General features: G+C 39.5%; 17 protein-coding genes. 15 read left to right on the forward strand and 2 right to left on the reverse strand.

The window, feature by feature from the left end; genetic code table 11:
- Positions 1-163 precede the first annotated feature (163 nt).
- Entirely contained in the window at positions 164-2044 is a 1881-nt protein-coding gene (mnmG, locus tag FTU12_RS06675; protein ID WP_180003879.1) for a tRNA uridine-5-carboxymethylaminomethyl(34) synthesis enzyme MnmG, read from the reverse strand.
- 253 nt (positions 2045-2297) lie between these two features.
- Here mnmG and FTU12_RS06680 point away from each other — a divergent pair, with 253 nt between their 5' ends.
- The 10 genes from FTU12_RS06680 (at position 2298) to FTU12_RS06725 (ending at position 11829) form a co-directional block, all read left to right on the forward strand.
- The gene (locus tag FTU12_RS06680; protein WP_078188731.1) at positions 2298-2648 is read left to right on the forward strand and encodes a hypothetical protein; all 351 of its coding nucleotides are present in this window, start codon (positions 2298-2300) and stop codon (positions 2646-2648) included.
- 147 nt (positions 2649-2795) lie between these two features.
- Positions 2796-3674 (forward strand): bile acid:sodium symporter family protein, encoded by an 879-nt coding sequence (locus FTU12_RS06685; RefSeq protein WP_180114014.1) that lies wholly within the window; start codon positions 2796-2798, stop codon positions 3672-3674.
- A gap of 75 nt (positions 3675-3749) precedes the next feature.
- Positions 3750-4637, forward strand: coding sequence for a bile acid:sodium symporter family protein (locus FTU12_RS06690; protein WP_180114015.1), 888 nt, complete (start codon positions 3750-3752; stop codon positions 4635-4637).
- Positions 4638-4763: 126 nt separating this feature from the next.
- Entirely contained in the window at positions 4764-5666 is a 903-nt protein-coding gene (gene prmA, locus FTU12_RS06695) for a 50S ribosomal protein L11 methyltransferase (RefSeq protein WP_078188734.1), read from the forward strand.
- 18 nt (positions 5667-5684) lie between these two features.
- Entirely contained in the window at positions 5685-6569 is an 885-nt protein-coding gene (locus FTU12_RS06700; RefSeq protein WP_180114016.1) for a DUF3426 domain-containing protein, read from the forward strand.
- Positions 6570-6961: 392 nt separating this feature from the next.
- Entirely contained in the window at positions 6962-7231 is a 270-nt protein-coding gene (fis, locus tag FTU12_RS06705; protein WP_001086304.1) for a DNA-binding transcriptional regulator Fis, read from the forward strand.
- A 95-nt stretch (positions 7232-7326) separates the two neighbouring features.
- The gene (purH, locus tag FTU12_RS06710; protein WP_180088454.1) at positions 7327-8901 is read left to right on the forward strand and encodes a bifunctional phosphoribosylaminoimidazolecarboxamide formyltransferase/IMP cyclohydrolase; all 1575 of its coding nucleotides are present in this window, start codon (positions 7327-7329) and stop codon (positions 8899-8901) included.
- A 150-nt stretch (positions 8902-9051) separates the two neighbouring features.
- Positions 9052-10335 carry a phosphoribosylamine--glycine ligase gene (purD, locus tag FTU12_RS06715; protein ID WP_180114017.1) on the forward strand — a complete coding sequence of 428 codons (1284 nt, stop codon included), beginning with the start codon at positions 9052-9054 and terminating at the stop codon, positions 10333-10335.
- Positions 10336-10416: 81 nt separating this feature from the next.
- On the forward strand, positions 10417-11259 hold the full coding sequence (locus FTU12_RS06720) for a TIGR02391 family protein (protein WP_168377620.1): 843 nt from the start codon (positions 10417-10419) through the stop codon (positions 11257-11259).
- 12 nt (positions 11260-11271) lie between these two features.
- Entirely contained in the window at positions 11272-11829 is a 558-nt protein-coding gene (locus FTU12_RS06725) for a GNAT family N-acetyltransferase (protein WP_180114018.1), read from the forward strand.
- Between the two features lie 247 nt (positions 11830-12076).
- Here FTU12_RS06725 and FTU12_RS06730 read toward each other — a convergent pair whose 3' ends face one another.
- Positions 12077-12397, reverse strand: a complete 321-nt coding sequence (locus tag FTU12_RS06730; RefSeq protein ID WP_078188739.1) for a pyrimidine/purine nucleoside phosphorylase — start codon at positions 12395-12397, stop codon at positions 12077-12079.
- A gap of 654 nt (positions 12398-13051) precedes the next feature.
- Between FTU12_RS06730 and FTU12_RS06735 the strand changes: the two genes are divergently transcribed.
- The 5 genes from FTU12_RS06735 (at position 13052) to dnaE (ending at position 20289) form a co-directional block, all read left to right on the forward strand.
- Entirely contained in the window at positions 13052-13924 is an 873-nt protein-coding gene (locus FTU12_RS06735; RefSeq protein ID WP_180007758.1) for a MetQ/NlpA family ABC transporter substrate-binding protein, read from the forward strand.
- A 75-nt stretch (positions 13925-13999) separates the two neighbouring features.
- A complete protein-coding gene (locus tag FTU12_RS06740; protein WP_180003863.1) occupies positions 14000-15025 on the forward strand; it encodes a methionine ABC transporter ATP-binding protein in 1026 nt (341 codons plus the stop codon).
- Positions 15022-15717 (forward strand): methionine ABC transporter permease, encoded by a 696-nt coding sequence (locus FTU12_RS06745; protein ID WP_078188742.1) that lies wholly within the window; start codon positions 15022-15024, stop codon positions 15715-15717. Before FTU12_RS06740 ends, FTU12_RS06745 begins: the two co-directional genes overlap by 4 nt.
- Positions 15718-16081: 364 nt before the next feature.
- On the forward strand, positions 16082-16483 hold the full coding sequence (locus FTU12_RS16445) for a hypothetical protein (RefSeq protein WP_257222563.1): 402 nt from the start codon (positions 16082-16084) through the stop codon (positions 16481-16483).
- Between the two features lie 233 nt (positions 16484-16716).
- Entirely contained in the window at positions 16717-20289 is a 3573-nt protein-coding gene (dnaE, locus tag FTU12_RS06755; RefSeq protein ID WP_180003861.1) for a DNA polymerase III subunit alpha, read from the forward strand.
- Positions 20290-20337 lie beyond the last annotated feature (48 nt).

Raw genomic sequence — 20337 nt, forward strand, 5'->3', positions numbered from 1 at the left:
TATTATCAATCACTTAAGTTTATGAAAGATTTTAATAATCAAACCATAGCTAAAACTAATGATGATCAAAATATTCATTTAATCCGATCAAATACCAACAGCCAATAATTTTTAAGCAATAAAAAACCCGCAACTGAGCGGGTTTTTTATTTAACTCAAAATCTTATGCAGATTTTTTCGCTTGGTTATTCTTACGAATCGTAATCATCACCAATTGAACAGCCGCAGGTGTTACACCTGGAATACGACTTGCTTGTGCCAATGTTTCAGGCAATACATTCTTCAGCTTCATGGTAATTTCACGTGAAAGACCAGAAACGACATCGTAATCAAAATCAGCAGGGATACGTGTATCTTCCAAACGCTTCATTTGCGCAACATCTTCTTGCTGACGGTTAATATAACCCGCATATTTCACAGCAATTTCAATTTGCTCACCCACAAATGCTGAAACTTCAGAACCCGTCAATTCAGCAATTTGCGCAAAGTTGATATTTGGACGTTTTAGCAAATCGATCGCATTGGTTTCTTTAGACAGGTCATCACCAGTCATTTCAACGAATTTTTTGCCTAGTGGATTGTTTGGCGCTGCCCAAAGGTGTTGTAAACGTCCTTTTTCAGTTTCAACTGCTTCCATTTTTTGGCAGAACGAATCCCAACGCGCATCATCTACCAGACCCATTTCACGACCAATGGCAGTTAAACGCTGATCCGCATTGTCTTCACGCAACATCAAACGGTATTCCGCACGTGACGTGAACATACGGTACGGTTCTTTAGTACCCAAAGTAATCAAATCATCAACCAATACACCCATGTACGCTTCATCACGTTTCGGTGTCCATTGCTCTTGATCCCATGCACGACGTGCTGCGTTCAAGCCTGCAAGCAAACCTTGCGCACCCGCTTCTTCATAACCTGTTGTACCGTTAATTTGACCTGCAAAATACAGGTTATTAATCGATTTGGTTTCTAAAGAGAATTTCAATGATTGTGGATTGAAATAATCGTACTCAATCGCATAACCCGGACGCAAAATGTGCGCATTTTCCATACCACGAATCGAACGAACCAATTCAAACTGAACGTCGAATGGTAAAGAAGTCGAAATACCGTTTGGATAAAGCTCATGTGTGTCCAGACCTTCAGGTTCCAAGAACACTTGATGCGAATCTTTATCGGCAAATTTATGAATTTTATCTTCAATCGATGGGCAGTAACGTGGACCCACACCTTCAATCACACCAGTATACATTGGTGAACGGTCTAAGCCGCCACGAATGATATCGTGAGTTTTTTCATTGGTATGCGTGATGTAACAGTTGATTTGTTCAGGGTGCATCGATGCATCACCCATGAACGACATTGTCGGAGATGGGAAATCACCCGGCTGTGGCGTCATTACAGAGAAATCAACTGATCGCGCATCGATACGTGGCGGTGTACCTGTTTTTAAACGACCTACAGGTAAGTTCAATTCACGAAGGCGCGCAGCCAATGAAATTGAAGGAGGATCGCCCGCACGACCGCCTGAAGCATTATTTAGACCTACGTGGATCACACCACCCAAGAATGTACCTGTAGTCAATACAACAGTTTTCGCATCAAAGCGAATACCCATCTGAGTAACCACACCTTTTACAGTGTCGCCCTCAACGATTAAATCGTCAGCTGCTTGTTGGAAAATATCCAAGTTCGCTTGATTTTCTAAGGTTTCACGAATCGCAGCTTTATAACGAATACGGTCAGCCTGTGCGCGAGTCGCACGAACAGCCGCACCTTTACGTGAGTTTAAAATACGGAATTGAATACCACCTTTGTCGGCAGCCAATGCCATTGCACCGCCAAGCGCATCAATTTCACGTACTAAATGTGATTTACCAATACCACCAATGGCTGGGTTACAGCTCATCTGCCCTAAAGTCTCAATATTATGAGTTAAGAGTAAAGTCTGTCGACCCATACGTGCCGCAGCAAGAGCTGCCTCAGTACCCGCGTGACCGCCGCCGATAACAATGACATCGTAAACTTTAGGATAATGCATAGTGGTAAAGGAGATTAAAAAAGGATGACGGAAGATTATAGCAAAAATTCATCGATAAGTTGACTGATTAACTCGATTTTATTGTTATTGGCTACTGTTTTGTGCCTATATATTTCTTTATGAACATACATACTTTGCATATTCCACATAAAAATATACATTTCTCAAGCAAATGTTACTCGAAGATTGTTGTTTTATTCTGATGATTTTTTATTCTGTTATAGATCCCATGAGAATCATAAGGACTATAAGCATGAATAAGAATATTTTGCTATCCACGGTTTTATGCGGTTTATGTTTATCACCACTTGCTGCCTCAGCCAATGATAAAGTTGAGAAAGTGTATGATGCACAGCGATATCAACAAGTCTGTAAAGGTAAAAGCCAAGGCGCTCAAGTATCATTCGCCTATCGCGGTATTATCTGGAATGGTACCTGCGAACCACAATTTTTTAGTTCTTCCAAAAATGCAAATCTTCATGGCGAAGAAGCCGAATTATTAAGCACATGTAGTGCAGATGCAAAAGCCACCACTGCAACGATTAATGGACAAGAAATTAAAGGAAAATGTGCTTTAGGGTTCACTCCTCCTCGTCCTAAATAAACAGTTGTCGATGAAAATATCGACCAATTAACAGATCAAAAATAAAGCGGGTAAAACATCAGTTTTTACTCGCTTTTATTTATTGCTTATTTATTAAACTGAGATAAACTCAAAAATACTATAAGGATAAAAATATCAGGAAATTCCATGGATTCGGGATTATTTGCATTTTTTCTACCCATTGCTTTAGCCATCATGATGATGGGTTTGGGGCTTGAACTATCAGTCAAAGACTTTTTACGCGTTGGACGCTATCCAAAAGTTATTTTCATCGCTTTATTTACTCAGCTTATTCTACTGACCAGTATTGCGTTTTTCCTGTGTAAGTTGCTTGAGTTACCCCCATTACTTGCGGTGGGGCTCATGTTGCTTGCGGCTTCACCCGGTGGCCCCACAGCAAACCTTTTTAGCTACCTATATAAAGGTGATATTGCTTTAAACATTAGCTTAACGGCCATTAACTCAGTTGTATCGTGCTTTACATTGCCTTTTATCGTCAATCTATCCATTTTGCATTTTGTTGGTGAAAGTACCAGTATTGGTATGCCTATCGACAAGATCACCCATGTATTTCTGATTATTTTGATACCGGTATGTTTCGGTATGTTTATTCGCAACTCCTTTCCGACCATTGCGTATCACATCAACAAACCGATGCGAATGTTGTCTATTTTCTTATTAATTCTTATCTTTACACTCGCAGTTTTGCGTGAACAATCCAACATCATTACGTATTTTGCCAGCGTCGGCATTGCGACCTGTTTACTCTGTTTCAGTGGCTTATTTTTGGGTTACTTAATTCCATTCCTCGCAGGTGTACCGGAAAAGCAGGCACGTGCGTGTACCTTTGAGATCGGCATTCATAACACCAGTATCGCGTTAACTATCGCACTGAGTGTGCTTGAAAACACCACAGTGGCGATACCTGCCGGTGTTTATTCTATTTTTATGTATTTATTGGCGACCTTATTTGGTTTTATTTTGACGCGCCGTGGCAGCCACCTGATTCAACAAGTGAAAACCTAAACTATTTTTTCTAACGCAATCACCATAAGGACTTTGGTGAAAAACCATTAAATATGCTCAAGGAGAATAAATACGATGGATTCTGGAATTATTACGGTTCTTTTGCCATTAGCACTGGCCTTTATTATGATCGGGCTTGGGCTAGAACTTACCCCCAAAGATTTCGCACGTGTCACCAAACATCCTAAAGCCGTGTTAATCGCTTTATTCTGCCAACTCGTGTTACTTGTCGGCGTTGCCTTTTTATTATGTAAACTGCTGGCCTTGCCACCACTCCTTGCAGTCGGCTTGATGCTACTCGCAGCCTCACCCGGTGGTAGTACAGCGAACTTATTTAGTTATTTATTTAAAGGTGATTTGGCATTAAATATTACCCTGACTGCCATCAACTCAGTCATTGCAGCATTAACCCTTCCATTGATCGTGAATTTTTCGATCATGCACTTCATGCAAGAAGGGCAACAAATCAGTCTGCAGTTTGGAAAAATCCTCCAAGTTTTCGGCATCATTATCATCCCCGTCTGTATAGGCATGCTGCTTCGTCACTATGCACCTAAACTGACTGAGAAACTGCATAAACCACTCCGCATCTTTGCTGTGGTCTTTCTCATCTTAATTATTATCGGTGCTATTTACTCTGAACGACATAATATTGCGGCTTATCTAACCCAAGTTGGCTTAGCTACGGTTCTATTCTGTATTTTCAGCTTATGTATCGGTTATTTTGTTCCAAGACTGTTCGGCATCAATAGTGCTCAGGCACGTGCTTGTGCATTTGAAATCGGTATTCATAACAGCACGTTGGCCATGACCATCGCCTTAACAGTGATGGCAAGCTCTGCAGTTGCAATGCCTGCGGCAGTATATTCAATCTTTATGTACATCTTTGCCGCTGTATTTGGTTTCGTAATTACACGTTTTGCACCGATCTCGACAACGACAACCGAAACAATTAAAAGTTAAGTCACTGAAAACTTAAAAGGATGCCACGTGCATCCTTTTATTTTTGGTCAATTTTGATAATCGCTAGCTGCAAGTTGCCGAGTTCCGTTACAATAGCTTTTTATAAAACTCATTTAGGTTATGTCCGTGAAGTGGTTACAAATTCATATTACTGTTGAAAAAGCACAAGTTGATTACACTGAAACGCTGCTCAGTTCTTTAGGTGCAGTCAGTGTCACGCTAGATGATGCAGAGAATCAGGATTTACTTGAACCACTTCCAGGTGAAACACCACTTTGGAATAAAGTGATCGTTACTGGTATCTATGCACAAGAAGATGATGAAGAAATTGATGTTGCTGCATTAGAAACATTTATTAAAGCTCAACTTCCTGAAGCACCAATGCGTAGCGAATTCATTGAAGACCAAGAATGGGAACGCACATGGATGGATGCTTATGAGCCTATTCAAATTGGTGAAAAATACTGGATCGTACCAGAATGGATGGAAGCACCAGAAGCAGACGCCGTAAACATCAAACTAGACCCAGGTCTGGCATTTGGTACTGGCAACCATGCATCAACATTCTTATGCCTACAATGGTTAGGTAAAGTTGATCTTAAGGATAAAATCGTAATCGACTACGGTTGTGGTTCTGGTATTTTAGGTGTTGCCGCTTTACTTTTGGGTGCAAAAAAAGTTTATGCCACTGATATTGACCCACAAGCCGTTTTAGCAACACAACAAAATGCCGAATTGAATGGTGTGCTCGAAAATTTGTATGTAGGCCTACCTGAAGAGTTCAACCAAGAGCTTGCTGGACAAAAAGCCGATGTGTTTGTTGCCAATATTCTTGCAGGCCCTCTAATGGCCTTGGCTGCAGAATTCTCAACTTTAATTAAATCTGAGGGAGAGTTCGCACTTGCAGGTGTAATTGAAGAGCAAGTTTCTGATGTTTCTAGTGTTTATTCAGAATTTTTTGATATATTAGACGTAGAAAAACGTGACGAAACATGGTGCCGAATTTCGGGTAAACGCCAACAGTATTAAAATTTAAAATGTGTACTTATGAGCGACAAATTAACTAACTGCCCTACTTGTTTTACAACATATAAAGTAACTGTTCCGCAGCTTACTGTCGCTCAGGGCATGGTTTGTTGCCCAAAGTGCTCTACATCTTTTAATGCACTGTCTCATTTGGTGGTAGATAAAGCGTTGTCTTTTTCTACCCCTGAGCCAGAAAATGCGCCGCAAAAAAACTCCAATACTATTATTAATGTCAGCGAATTTAATAATACGCTTACACCAGTGACTGTTGAAGAAACACCAACCCACCATTTATTAAAACTATTTGATCAAAAAGTCGAAAACTCTAATATCGATCTAAAAACCTATTTAAATAACTTAAATTATTTCAGTACCGAACCGATCGGCAACCTTCCTGCTGTAAATTGGGCAGAACAGGCTGAAAAAGATAAAAAACGTACACCACTGAATTATTTTATGTGGTTCTGTATTAATGCTTTCTTATTTGGTGCACTTATATTCCAGTTTTTCTGGTTCAATCCTCAATATTTAAAAAATAGTCCAGTGATGGGTGCTGCATTTACTGCGGTCTGTGATGTATTCAATTGTTCACGTCTAGAGGAACATTACAGTTTAATTAGTACCAAAAAAGTCAAAATTCGTAGCATTGGAAATAATGAAACACGTTTTACAGGTGAAATGATCAATTTTCATGACCGTAGCCTTGCCTTACCCAATATGAAAATTTCACTAAAAGAAAATGGTACTGAAATAGCAAACTATACGCTTTTACCTGAAGAGTATTTGGACAAAAGTCTGCATGGCATCCAACGGATCCCAAAAAGTAGTCCTTTTAAATTCCAATTTAGTCTACCAATTGCACGCAAAAGCTTCGATAATTATTCAATTGAGTTGATTCGCCCCTAATATTGGAAAAAACTATTAAAAAATTTAAAAAAACATAAAAAAAATGCAGTTTTCTTGCTCACTTTTTCCTAGACAATGGTATGATACGCGCCACGAAAGCTTTGTGCTGCAAACTCCTCGCTAATTTTTCACAACAAATACAATCCCAACCGTGCGCTTTAATATTTATTGCGTATTGAGTAGATTTTTTGTTTGTTTTTTAGGCTGTAACAATTATTAATCTAATGTTACGCTTATTTTTCGAACAATTTTGCGAGTTGTGTCAAGCTACAAGTAATGTACAAGTTTTAGAACTCCGCATTAGGAACTAAAACGGAGTTCATTCAAGTTTATAGACCACTTTTAACAAATCACTTTACCCAAGTGATATTTGATTTTTCGGATTAATTCGCATGAATAGCAAATCTCCTATTTTTACTGCACAATCTGATGTCGCTCTTCGTATTCACGTAGATCGCGCAGTTCGCCATTACTTTGCACAATTGCAAGGCGAGCAACCATCTCAGGTATACGATATGGTGCTGGCGGAAATGGAGAAGCCTCTTCTATCTGTAGTTCTTGAATATACACGTGGTAATCAAACCCGCGCTGCTGAGATTCTCGGCTTAAACCGTGGTACTTTACGTAAAAAGTTGAAAGCTCACGGTTTAATGAGTGAATAAATGATAAAATGCTTGCGGCTTCCGCAGGCATTTTTTTTAACCTGCATTTTGCTAATTTTGTTTTAATCTGTTCCTTGAAAACTGTGACGAAGATCATGACTATTAAACGCGCTTTAATCTCTGTGTCTGACAAGACTGGAATTGTTGAATTTGCACAAGAACTTGCTGCTCTAGGGGTAGAAATTTTATCTACTGGCGGAACATACAAATTGTTGAAAGACAATAATGTTGCCGTAGTTGAAGTTTCAGAGCACACAGGTTTCCCAGAGATGATGGACGGCCGTGTAAAAACGCTACATCCGAAAATTCATGGTGGTATCTTAGCTCGTCGCGGTCTAGACGAAGCTGTGATGGCTGAACACAACATCGATGCAATCGATTTAGTTGTTGTTAACCTTTATCCTTTCGCTGCGACTGTGGCTAAACCGAACTGCTCACTTGCTGATGCTATTGAAAATATCGACATCGGTGGTCCGACTATGGTTCGTGCTGCTGCGAAAAACCATGCATCTGTAGGTATCGTAGTAAATGCATCTGACTATGGAACTGTTGTTGAAGAGTTAAAAGCTGAAGGTTCACTTTCACATGCAACTCGTTTTGACCTTGCGGTTAAAGCATTTGAACATACTGCACAGTATGACGGCATGATTGCATCTTACTTAGGCGCTCGCGTAGGTAAGGAAGAAGGTCAAGCAGATAAATTTGCGCGTACTTTCAATACTCAATTGAACAAAGTTCAAGACTTACGTTACGGTGAAAACCCGCATCAATCTGCTGCTTTCTATGTAGAAGACACAGCAACTGAAGCATCTGTTTCTACTGCGAAACAACTTCAAGGTAAAGAATTATCTTATAACAACATCGCAGACACTGACGCAGCACTTGAATGTGTAAAATCATTTGCTAAGCCTGCATGTGTCATCGTAAAACACGCAAACCCATGTGGTGTAGCAGTATCTTTAGACGGCATCCAAGCGGCTTATGACCTTGCTTATGCAACTGACCCTGAATCTGCATTCGGCGGCATCATTGCATTCAACCGTGAATTAGACGTTGCAACTGCGCAAGCCATTGTAGACCGTCAGTTCGTTGAAGTGATCATTGCTCCTAGCGTTGCCGAAGGTGTGTTAGAAGTGACTGGCGCGAAGAAAAACGTACGTGTACTCGTATGTGGCGAACTTCCTGCAATCACTGAACGTAAAGCACAGTTAGATTACAAACGTGTAAATGGCGGTTTGTTGGTTCAAGACCAAGACTTAGGCATGATCACAAAAGATGACCTTAAAGTTGTGACTAAACGTGCGCCAACTGAAGCAGAAATTGATGACTTGATCTTTGCTTGGAAAGTTGCGAAATACGTTAAGTCTAACGCTATTGTTTATGCAAAAGGTCGTCAAACCATTGGTGTTGGCGCAGGTCAAATGAGCCGCGTTAACTCTGCTCGTATTGCTGCAATTAAAGCTGAACATGCTGGTTTAGTGGTTGAGGGTGCGGTAATGGCATCTGACGCATTCTTCCCATTCCGTGATGGCATTGATAACGCTGCAAAAGCGGGCATCAAATGCATTATCCAACCGGGTGGTTCTATGCGTGATGACGAAACGATTGCTGCAGCTGATGAAGCTGGTATTGCAATGGTCTTCACTGGCATGCGTCATTTCCGTCACTAATTGATTAAAAGTCGTATTTATTAATCCCCCTAAATCCCCCTTTGTAAAAAGGGGGACTTTTCACGTAAGAAACCATAACTTTCAAGCGTGATCCCCTCCCTTTTTTAAAGGGAGGTCGGGAGGGATTCTATTCTTTTGAGGGATTTTTAGATGAATATTTTAGTTTTGGGTAATGGCGGTCGTGAACATGCATTGGCATGGAAAATCGCACAAGATGACAAAGTCGCAAAAGTATTTGTAGCACCAGGTAATGCGGGTTCTGCAACTGAAAATAAATGCGAAAATGTTGCACTTAACATTTTAGACAATGCTGCAATTATCGACTTTGCAAAAAACAATGCCGTTGATTTAATCGTAGTTGGCCCTGAAGCACCACTAGTCAATGGTGTGGTGGATGCTTGCCGTGAAGCAAGTGTAAAAATTTGGGGTCCAACTCAATTTGCAGCGCAGCTTGAAGGCTCTAAAGCATTTGCTAAGCATTTCTTAAAACGTCACAACATTCCAACTGCTTTCTATGATGTATTCACAGAAGTAGATGCGGCTAAAGCATTTGTAGAAAAAAATGGTGCGCCGATTGTAATCAAGGCTGACGGTCTTGCAGCAGGTAAAGGCGTAATCGTTGCGATGACCAATCAAGAAGCATTTGATGCGATTGATGACATGCTGGCTGGCAACAAATTTGGCGATGCTGGCTCACGTGTAGTGATCGAAGAATTCTTGGCAGGTGAAGAAGCATCTTTCATTTGTATGATTGATGGCGACAACATTTTGCCAATGGCGACTTCGCAAGATCACAAACGTATTTTTGAAGGCGACCAAGGTCCAAATACGGGCGGTATGGGTGCTTACTCTCCTGCGCCTGTTGTAACTGCTGATGTATTTGAAAAAACTATGAATGAAGTGATGCGTCCTACCGTTGAAGGTATGAAAAAAGACGGGCACGTTTATACAGGTTTCTTATACGCAGGCTTAATGATTGATGAACAAGGTCAACCGAAAGTGATCGAGTTCAACTGCCGTTTTGGCGACCCTGAAACTCAACCAATTATGATGCGTTTAAAATCATCTTTAGTTGACCTTGTTGAAGCTGGTATTGCAGGTAACTTACCTGCGGAAGCTGAATGGGATGAGCGTAAGACTGTAGGTATCGTACTTGCATCTAAGGGCTACCCTGAAACGTCTAGTAATGGTGATGTAATTTCAGGTTTAGGCACTGAAATGGCTGATGCGAAAGTGTTCCATGCTGGTACTAAAGCACTTGAAAATGGTGACATTGTGACTGCTGGCGGTCGTGTGCTTTGCGTGACTGCACTTGGTAATACAATTGGTGAAGCACAAGCTAAAGCTTTAGAGCTTTGCCAAAAAGTGACTTTTGATGGTGTTCAATACCGTAAAGATATTGGCTACCGTGCAATTGCACGTGAAAATGCTTAATTAGATTTAAGAATAAAAACCCCGCTAAGTGCGGGGTTTTTTGATATATTCAATTAAATATCAAACAAATACTTTCTAAAAATGCGCTTTAATTTATTTAATCAACCATCTGAAGAAATACAATATTTAGGGACACCTTATACGCAAGATTGCATTGAAGCAATTGCCTTAGTTCTACAATTTGAAGAACAAGTTGAACGAGCACTTGTTTTAACTAATGATCATAATCATTGTTTTTTAATTAAAGGTTATCGAACTGTTTATCTCATTAGATATGGCTTTAGATCAGATTATATCTCAGAAGGTTATAAAGGTTTTGTTAAATCTTTAAAACTATTGCAAAGGCATAAAATTGAAATCAAAGAGCTGCTTATATCAACTAAAGAATTTGAAATCATTAGGCAAAATTCGTTAAGTGATAGTAACGTAGAGTCTTTCTTAAATAGTTCTTATAGCCAGACTAACACAATTTATGATTACATTAGCAATTTAGATTTTATGCTTAATGAACCTTTAAAAATAAATGACTATTATCCTAGCGAATTGCCATTAAATTTAATTGACGAGAGAATTATAGATTTAGCTTTTAAGTTTAAATTAGATGCTGATGCATCAATAATGACTGCGTATACTCGATTAGAAGATATTATTCGAGAAAAAATAAATTCGCAAAAATTCTCTAGCTCACTAATGGAAGATGCATTTTGTTCAGACGTAAAGAAAAATAAGTTATCCCCCTTCAAATGGGAGGCAGAAAATGAAGAAGCCTCTAATGCCATAGGCAGACTATTTGTAAATATGTTTAAAGCTTATCGCAATCAACGCGCTCATAGTGAAGTAAAAAAATCCTTCTCTCAGCTCCAAAGAGAGTTTTTACTAATCAACGAGCTGTATCAACTAGAATATGAGTCAATCAAACGATAATCTATTGTCACTATGACTAATCAACTCCAAACTCCTCGCCTGATCCTCCGCCAATGGCAAGATTCCGACACTGCTCCATTCATCCACATGTGTGCAGATGATGACGTCATGCGCTATTTCCCTAACAAACTTGATGCTTCCGAAGCCACTGCATTTATGCAACGCCTACACGATGCAATAGAAATACGAGGTTGGGGGTTATACGCTGTAGAGCTAAAAGCCACAGGTGAATTTATTGGCTTTATCGGTTTACACATACACCCGCCCGAATTTGAAATAGCCGATGCCCCTGAAATTGGTTGGCGCTTACTGCCGCAATATTGGCATCAAGGTTATGCCACCGAAGGTGCAAAAGCTGTACTCAAACATGCATTTAGAAACCTAAGATTAGACAAGGTCATATCATTCACAGCGAGTTTAAACACTCCATCTGAACGTGTGATGCAACGCATTGGTATACAAAAAATCCGTGAATTTAATCATCCACGTGTAGCTGCGGATCACCCATTAAACCGTCATGTACTCTATGAAATACAGCGTAGTGACTATTTACACATTCCATTTTGCTAATTGAATATTTATTCACAGCAAAACCAAAGCACATTAACTCTGCCAAACAGTGGTTATAGGTGATGTTAAATACTTTAATTTTAGTTACCGCAGGATTTCGTATAAGAAAACTAAATTATTCATTGAATCATATATAAAAACACGCTAAGTGCGGGGTTTAAACTCTAAACATAACAATTGCTATGACTTAGAAATAAAAAATCATAAGTTGGAAAGCTGAAGCAACTGCAAACCTGTCTAAGCATGCTTAATCAAAATGGCATACATAATCAACGACATCAGTACATTGCACTTTAAAAATAGAATCTTGTGGAACAATAAAGCTTTCGCCAGACGTATATTGAACAAACTCGCCCTGCTCGCCAATTTGCACAACACACTGCCCCGATGTGATTTCAACACGCTCTTTCACATGTGCCTCAAACGTCATGGGTTGTTCTGATGGCAAAAATACACCGATGGTTTTTTGACTACCATCTTCCATTTTTAAAACATGGCTCACCGATCTACCGCCATAATGAACCGTAGGCTTTTTTACAACTGAGACGAAATCAAACTGATTTGACATAGCGTGCCTCACATAGCAATTTATTATGATCAATTATTAAGCAGTTTATATTAAACAATGTAGCGGATTCAATCTTCCTCAGATTTAGATCTAAGATTTTGAAAAACCATGAATCAGAGTTGAACTTCAAATATCAATAAAGATTTCAACTCAGCTTAGATTGAAGCTCTCCGTTATTTTCACATATGAATGTTACAAATTTTGTGTATGACAGGACTTATTTCATTTTTATCATTTTTTCAGCAATACATTTTAAAATTTGTTATATAGACCTAAACTTATACAAATGACGTACTTAAATAGTTTAATTATAAATAATATATTGTTTTTACTTATTAAATTATTTAATTAAACATGTTCCATATACATTTTTGCTGCTAAGCATAACTTTTTAAATCACTATATTGAATAATAAAAAATTGATATGATGCCTAGCGAAATATAGAGATTTGCTTTATTAAATCTTTTGTTTACAGCAGCTTGCAATGGCTATCTTTTCCCATTTGGAAATAGACTCAGATCTAATTGTATAAGTCTGTGTAGCATTTTAAATTATTAAGCATCTATCAGCCTGTCTGATAAAAGACTTAAGTAAATCTCTCCATAATATGATTTGTGAATTTATTAATTTTATAAATTTACTCGGGTGAATATATGAAAAAGCTCCTAGGATTAGTTCTCGGTTTATCTGTGGGCCTTTCAGGCTGTGGTAAACAAGAAGCTCCTGCAACTGACGCCGCACAACAAAAAGACACTGCAGAAGTGCAAACTGTTACCATGGCTTCGACTGGTTCGGATGCTGATATTTGGCGCTATATTGCTACGCTTCCTGAAACCAAAGAAGCTGGCATTAAACTTGAAGTGAAAAACTTCACTGACTATGTGTCTATGAACACTGCTGTAGCAAATAAAGAAATTGATGTTAACGCATTCCAATCATATGCCTATATGGTTGCGTTCAATGACAACAATAAAGATAAAATTGCACCGCTTTCGACAACTTATTTAGAACCCATGGGTATCTATTCAAGCAAAGTTAAAAAACTTGAAGAGTTTAAAACAGGTGCAACCATTGCGATTCCAAATGATGGCGCAAACGAATCACGTGCATTGTTACTACTTCAATCTGCTGGCTTAATCAAACTTAAAGCAGATTTTGACGATGTAAAAGGCACACCTGCTGACGTAACTGAAAATGCGAAGAAAATCGTAATTAAACCAATTCAAATGGCGACTGCGGTTCGTGTTAAAGACGAAGTTGATGCGATTGTTTTGGGTAATACCCTTGCAATGGAAGGTGGTTTAAACGTACTGAAAGATGCGGTTTACTATGAGCCAATCGATCAAAGTACAAAAATGAACGTGAACATTCTTGCTGTTGCTGCTGACCGTCAAAATGACCCAGTACTACAAAAAGTAGGCGCGCTTTATCACACTCCAGCTGTTAAAGCTTACATCGATGAACATTTTGGTGGTACTAAAATTGATGTAAACAAACCAACTAGCTACCTCACTGAAGCAAAATAGTAATATAATTTCTTCAAATAAACAGGCAAAGTTTACTTTGCCTGTTTTTTCATTTCTGAACCCTTTTTTGACGCTATGATCCAATTTAAAAATATCTCCAAGCATTTTGAGCTAAAAGGCCAAACCGTTACAGCACTGGATCAGATTAATCTGGACATTCCAGATGGCTGTATTTTCGGTTTAATTGGCTACAGTGGTGCAGGCAAAAGTACCTTAATCCGTTTAATTAATTTGCTAGAACGTCCGAGTGAAGGGCAAATTATTATTCATGATAAAGACTTTACTGCTTTAAATTCGGCAGAGCTGCGTCAAGAAAGAACCAATATTGGCATGATCTTCCAGCACTTCAATTTACTGCAAACCAAAACAGTTGCAGAAAATATTGAAATGCCGCTTAAACTTTTAGGTGTGTCTAAAGCTGAACGCCAAAAACGTTTAGAAGAGTTGCTCGAATTTATTGACCTAAAACATAAGAAAAATGCCTATCCAGATGAGCTCTCTGGTGGTCAAAAACAACGTGTCGGGATTGCCCGTGCGCTTGCCAATCATCCTAAAATTTTACTGTGTGATGAAGCAACATCTGCTCTCGATCCGCAAACCACTAACTCGGTATTGGCGTTATTAAAGAAAATCAATCAAGAACAAGGCATTACTATTGTCATGGTCACCCATGAAATGGATGTGATTGAATCTGTTTGTGATTATGTTGCGGTGATGGAACAAGGGAAAATCATCGAACACGGCTCAACCTTAGAGATTTTTAGTCAGCCAAAACACAATACAACCAAAAACTTTATTCAAACTGTATTGCAGCAACAGCTTCCTGTTAATATTTTAAATAATCTAGAAAATCAAAACCATAACAGTATTTATTGTTTAAAATTTCTGGGCAGTTCGGCACAGGAAACCGTCATTCAAGCGGTAATTAAACAGTTTGATATTAGCCTGAATATTTTGTTTGCCAATATGACTGAAATTAATGGTGCGGTAATTGGTCAAATGTTCGTTCAGCTATTAGGTGATGCAGCATTGATTCAACAATCAGTGGCGTTCTTAGAACACCATGGGGTTGAAGTCACTCAAGCAGGAGTTCAGCAATGAGAGATTTAATTGTTCAATGGCTGACTCAAATTACAGCACCCTTTTGGAAAAGTTCTTTGTCTATGGATCAGTTCGTCACTGCCCTACAAGAAACTTTTCACATGGTGTTCTTCGCCATGCTCTTCGGCTGTATTTGGGGTTTTATCCAGGCCGTGATTTTATATGTCTCACGTCCACAAGGCATTTTGCCTAATCGTGTCATCTACCATGGTTTGAACCCGATTGTGAATGCGCTGCGTTCATTGCCATTTATTATCCTCTTGATTGCGGTCATCCCTTTGACCAAAGTCATTGTGGGTACTTCAATTGGTACTTGGGCTGCAATTGTTCCCCTCACAATCTATGTTGGTCCTTACATTGGTCGTCTGATTGAAACTTCGTTGCTTGAAGTGAATGACGGCATCATTGAGTCTGCTCAAGCGATGGGTGCATCTCCGCTGCAAATCATTACTAAATTTGTCCTACCAGAGTCTCGTAGCTCTTTAATTTTAAACTTAACGACTGCAACCATTAGCTTAATTGGTGCAACAGCCATGGCGGGTGCAGTAGGTGCAGGCGGTATCGGTGATCTTGCCATTTCTTATGGTTATCAACGTTTTGATAGTAGCGTGGTCATCATGACCGTGATTGTCTTGTTGATTTTAGTACAAATTGTTCAAAGTCTGGGAGACTGGTTATCAAAACTGCGCTAAGCCTGCATAATTCATATATTTAAGCTCTCTTCGGAGGGCTTTTTAATGTTTAAGATTTGGTTTTTTTTAAGCTAAAATTAAACCAAAATTTTTTTTAGTTTTAAATTATTTTGACGGCAAATTAGCAACACCATAAAATTTAAAATATAACCTTCAATATTACGTTTACAAAAACTTGATTGAGTACAAAATATCAAAAGAACAGGATTTTATATTCCCCATGCAAACAATACTGCTAACACAAATTTTACGCTTAACTTTTTTCACAACGTGGATATTCATCACTTCAGCAGCATCTGCATCCATTGCTGATTATGACTATGTCACTAGTATTAAGGTAAATGATGTTGACTTAGCCTGACCCTTGCCTGCATCAAAAGCAAATGCATTAATCAGCAAAAATCCAGTAAAGCTTAAATATGAATATTCAGAATGTGCCGGCAATACTGAATTTCATGTCACATCAAAAGGTAAATTTCTAAAATTTGAAATTTATGCTGAGGACAATTCTCAAGTTAAAAATGATTCATTCTATAAAAATAAAAGCAGCTTCGCCCAACTTGGACAAACCAAAGGGAATGTTTGGATGGAATGGGATAAATCCACTCAAATACGCGTTAAAATTCAAATTGGGTCAAAACATCTGATAAGCCAAAATGACTATCAACAATTTGTAAAAGACTTTACCAAAAGTGCAAAATTGGCCAATCCAAATGAAGTGGCTTATGTGATTTTACTCTCACCACTCATGCAAAATCCGTACTGAAAGAGCCGCATAACTATGATTTACCCTATATTGGCAATCTAGCCTTCAACTTTAAAAATAGCAAATTAATAGCTTTTTCAGTTAATCAAGGTATTGCTTGCTAAATGGTGTTTGTCATACAGCGTTTATTGATTAAACAGTGAGTTTATAAATCTGCATAAAGCCATGCAATAAACGCAAGTTTGATCTCAGAGCATGCTAAAATCAGCAGCTGTTTTCGCAGGGACTCATCTATGCACTTTGTACATCTTGGTATTTTTACAGAATTTTCCATTACTGAATCTATTGTACGTATACCTGATCTTGTAAAAGCTGCAGCTGCAGATGAAATGCCCGCTCTGGCCATTACTGACCTTTCAAATCTACATGCTGCTGTAAAATTCTATAAAAAGTGCTTAGATAAAGGCATTAAACCCATATTTGGTTCAACCATTCGTTTGAATGATGCTGAACACAAAGCTACTCTTCTAGCGATGACCAATAAAGGTTGGCGCAGTCTAACAGAGTTGGTTTCTGAAGGTTATATTTCAGGTCAACAGCTTGATATTCCTTGCGTAAAAAAAGATTGGATTTTAAATCAACACCAAGATTTGATTGTTTTACTGGGTATGCAAAGTGATGTCGGCAAAATGCTTTGCTCTTCTAACCCGCAAAAAGCTGAACCCCTGTTAGCTGAATGGGTCGAAAAATTTGGCAATCGTGTTTATCTAGCGATTACACGAACTGAGCGCTCGGGTGAAGAAGACTTTATTCACGAAGCAGTAAAACTTGCGAAGAAATTTAACATTGGTGTGGTTGCTCATAACGATGTGCATTTTATACGTAAAGAAGATTTCGAGGCACATGAAGCACGCGTTTGTATTGCCGATGGCTATGTCCTCGGTGACAATCGTCGCCCTAAAAATTACAGTCCTGAACAGTATTTTAAAACTGCCGAGGAAATGACGGAGCTGTTTGCAGACATTCCAACGGCTATAGAAAATACCTATCACATTGCGCGACGCTGTAATGTGTCATTACGTTTAGGCTTCCACGACCTTCCCGATTATCCAATTCCTGAAGGTCATACCATTGACACCTATTTTGAACATTTATCAAAAGAAGGTTTAGAAGAACGTTTAGCGCATTTATATCCTGTCGAACAACGTGGTGACGACTGGCCAGAAATTCGTAAGCCTTATGATGAACGTTTGGCTTATGAAGTTGGGATCATCCTGACCATGCAATTCCCAGGTTACTTCCTGATTGTCATGGACTTTATTCAATGGTCTAAAGGTAATGGCGTCCCTGTTGGTCCAGGCCGTGGTTCGGGTGCAGGTTCCTTGGTTGCCTATAGTTTAAAAATTACCGACCTAGATCCACTGCGTTATGACCTACTGTTCGAACGTTTCTTAAACCCTGAACGTGTATCAATGCCCGACTTTGACGTCGATTTCTGTATTGCAGGTCGTGACCGTGTTATTGACTATGTTGCACGCACTTATGGTCGAGATGCGGTCTCTCAGATTGCAACTTTCGGTACCATGGCGGCAAAAGGTGCGATTCGTGACGTAGCCCGTGTCTTGGGTAAATCTTATGGTTTAGCTGACCGTATTTCTAAAATGATTCCGACCAAGCCTTTAGGTTTAAGTTTGGAAGAATCCATTGAGGCCGAACCACAACTCAAAGACATTGTCACTAACCCATCTAACCCAGATAACGACGATGCAGCCGAAATTTGGGAAATGGCACTCAAACTTGAAGGCATTACCCGTAACACAGGTAAACATGCCGGTGGTGTGGTTATTGCACCAACTAAGTTAACTGACTATTCGGCTGTCCTATGTGATGCAGATGGAACTAACCGTGTCGCCCAATTCGATAAAGACGATGTGGAAGCTGCAGGTCTAGTTAAATTCGACTTCTTGGGCTTACGTAACTTAACGGTAATTGAAGATGCCATTAAGCACATTAATACCCGTCCAGATATCACTACACCTGTCGATATTTCCCTGATTCCTTTGGATGACAAACCTGCCTATGCTGTGTTCGCAGATGCGAATACCACAGCGGTCTTCCAGTTTGAATCCGTCGGCATGAAAAAAATGCTGAAAGAGGCACGTCCAAGTAAGTTCGAAGAAATTATTGCTTTCGTGTCTTTATACCGTCCAGGCCCGATGGATCTGATTCCTGACTTTATTTACCGTATGCATGGTGGCGAGTTTGAATACTTACATCCATTACTAGAAAGTGTCCTTGAACCGACATACGGTATTATGGTGTATCAGGAACAGGTAATGCAGGCAGCGCAGTTCTGTGCTGGCTATAGCTTGGGTGGCGCGGATTTACTTCGTCGTGCTATGGGTAAAAAGAAAGTCGAAGAAATGATTAAGCACCGTCAGATCTTTACTGAGGGTGCTGCAACCAAAGGTATTGATGCAGATACGGCCAACCATATCTTCGACTATATGGAAAAATTCGCAGGCTATGGTTTTAACAAATCCCATGCCGCTGCCTATGCCCTTGTTGCATATCAAACTGCTTGGTTAAAAGCACATTTCCCTGCTGAATTTATGTCAGCAGTGATGACCTCGGAAATGCAGAACACGGACAACGTGGTGTTCTTAATCGATGACTGTCGTATTAATGGTCTTGAAGTCTTACCACCTTCGGTCAATATGTCTTTATATAATTTCCATGCCAGCGATCCAAAAACCATCGTCTATGGTTTAGGTGCGATCAAGGGTGTCGGTGAAGCTGCCATGCAGTCTGTGATTGACTCACGTATCCAAGATGGCCCATATAAAGATCTGTTTGACTTCTGCCATCGTATTGACCTAAAAAAAATCAATAAGCGCACGCTTGAAGCATTGATTCGTGGTGGCGCACTGGATTGTTTAGGATTAGAACGCGCTGACTTGATGGCGCAATTGCCAGAAGCTGTACAAGCGGCTGACCAAGCCCGCACTAACCGCGAAACAGGGATGATGGATTTATTTGGTGAAGTTGAAGAAGTTCAGCGTAAACCTTCTAAACCTGTTAAACCGTGGTCAGATGAAGTTCGTCTTAAAGGTGAAAAAGATACTCTTGGGCTTTATCTAACAGGTCATCCGATCGATGTGTATCGATCAGAGTTAAAAGCCTTTATTTCACAGCGTATTAATGAACTTACGCCTACACGTCGCGGTGTCACTACAGTATTTGCAGGCCTAGTCGTCGATGTAGCCAACTTCCCGAACCGTATGATGGTGACACTCGATGATGGTACAGCACGTATTGAAGTGTCTGCGAATCACGAACGTTTTAACCGCTTCAAAGACGTGATTCAAAACGAAAAAGTGGTGGTCATTGAAGGTGAAATTTATGAGCGTGAAGGTTTTGATCGGCCAATGGGTCGCTTAACTAAAGCCTTCAGTTTGAATGAAATCCGTCAAAAACGTGCCAATGCCATTCAAATTAAATTAACACCTGAACATTTTAGTAAAACGCTATCACGCGACATCCAAAATATTTTACTGCCTTTTTGCAATGTCGATATGTGTACGCATATACCTGTGCAGTTATATATTGACTATCCATATGCGACGGCCGACATTCATTTGGGCTTAAACTGGAAAGTTGCCCCACTAGATGAATTACTGTCTAAGCTGCGTGACTACTTCGGTAAAGAATCTTTGCATGTCGAATATCATGTCAAATCCAAAGCTGCCAAAGCGGTAAGTTATGAACAAGCCTCTATTCCTGCGCAGGTTCCGCCACCGCCAGATGGGATGAGCATGGATGATGCCATGGATTTATACCAAGCAGAAGCCAATCAATTTTCTTAAAGTTTAAACGCTGTTTGAACTGCTTTTTTAAATAAACATATTGGAAAT

It is taken from the genome of Acinetobacter sp. YH12063, assembly GCF_013419715.1.
In the GTDB taxonomy this organism is placed as follows: Bacteria; Pseudomonadota; Gammaproteobacteria; order Pseudomonadales; family Moraxellaceae; genus Acinetobacter; species Acinetobacter amyesii.

Coding starts and splice junctions, on each gene's coding strand:
- mnmG (WP_180003879.1), bottom strand. CDS start 2,044: ATGCATTATCCTAAAGTTTACGATGTCATTGTTATCGGCGGCGGTCAC.
- FTU12_RS06680 (WP_078188731.1), top strand. CDS start 2,298: ATGAATAAGAATATTTTGCTATCCACGGTTTTATGCGGTTTATGTTTA.
- FTU12_RS06685 (WP_180114014.1), top strand. CDS start 2,796: ATGGATTCGGGATTATTTGCATTTTTTCTACCCATTGCTTTAGCCATC.
- FTU12_RS06690 (WP_180114015.1), top strand. CDS start 3,750: ATGGATTCTGGAATTATTACGGTTCTTTTGCCATTAGCACTGGCCTTT.
- FTU12_RS06700 (WP_180114016.1), top strand. CDS start 5,685: ATGAGCGACAAATTAACTAACTGCCCTACTTGTTTTACAACATATAAA.
- fis (WP_001086304.1), top strand. CDS start 6,962: ATGAATAGCAAATCTCCTATTTTTACTGCACAATCTGATGTCGCTCTT.
- purH (WP_180088454.1), top strand. CDS start 7,327: ATGACTATTAAACGCGCTTTAATCTCTGTGTCTGACAAGACTGGAATT.
- purD (WP_180114017.1), top strand. CDS start 9,052: ATGAATATTTTAGTTTTGGGTAATGGCGGTCGTGAACATGCATTGGCA.
- FTU12_RS06720 (WP_168377620.1), top strand. CDS start 10,417: ATGCGCTTTAATTTATTTAATCAACCATCTGAAGAAATACAATATTTA.
- FTU12_RS06725 (WP_180114018.1), top strand. CDS start 11,272: ATGACTAATCAACTCCAAACTCCTCGCCTGATCCTCCGCCAATGGCAA.
- FTU12_RS06730 (WP_078188739.1), bottom strand. CDS start 12,397: ATGTCAAATCAGTTTGATTTCGTCTCAGTTGTAAAAAAGCCTACGGTT.
- FTU12_RS06735 (WP_180007758.1), top strand. CDS start 13,052: ATGAAAAAGCTCCTAGGATTAGTTCTCGGTTTATCTGTGGGCCTTTCA.
- FTU12_RS06740 (WP_180003863.1), top strand. CDS start 14,000: ATGATCCAATTTAAAAATATCTCCAAGCATTTTGAGCTAAAAGGCCAA.
- FTU12_RS06745 (WP_078188742.1), top strand. CDS start 15,022: ATGAGAGATTTAATTGTTCAATGGCTGACTCAAATTACAGCACCCTTT.
- dnaE (WP_180003861.1), top strand. CDS start 16,717: ATGCACTTTGTACATCTTGGTATTTTTACAGAATTTTCCATTACTGAA.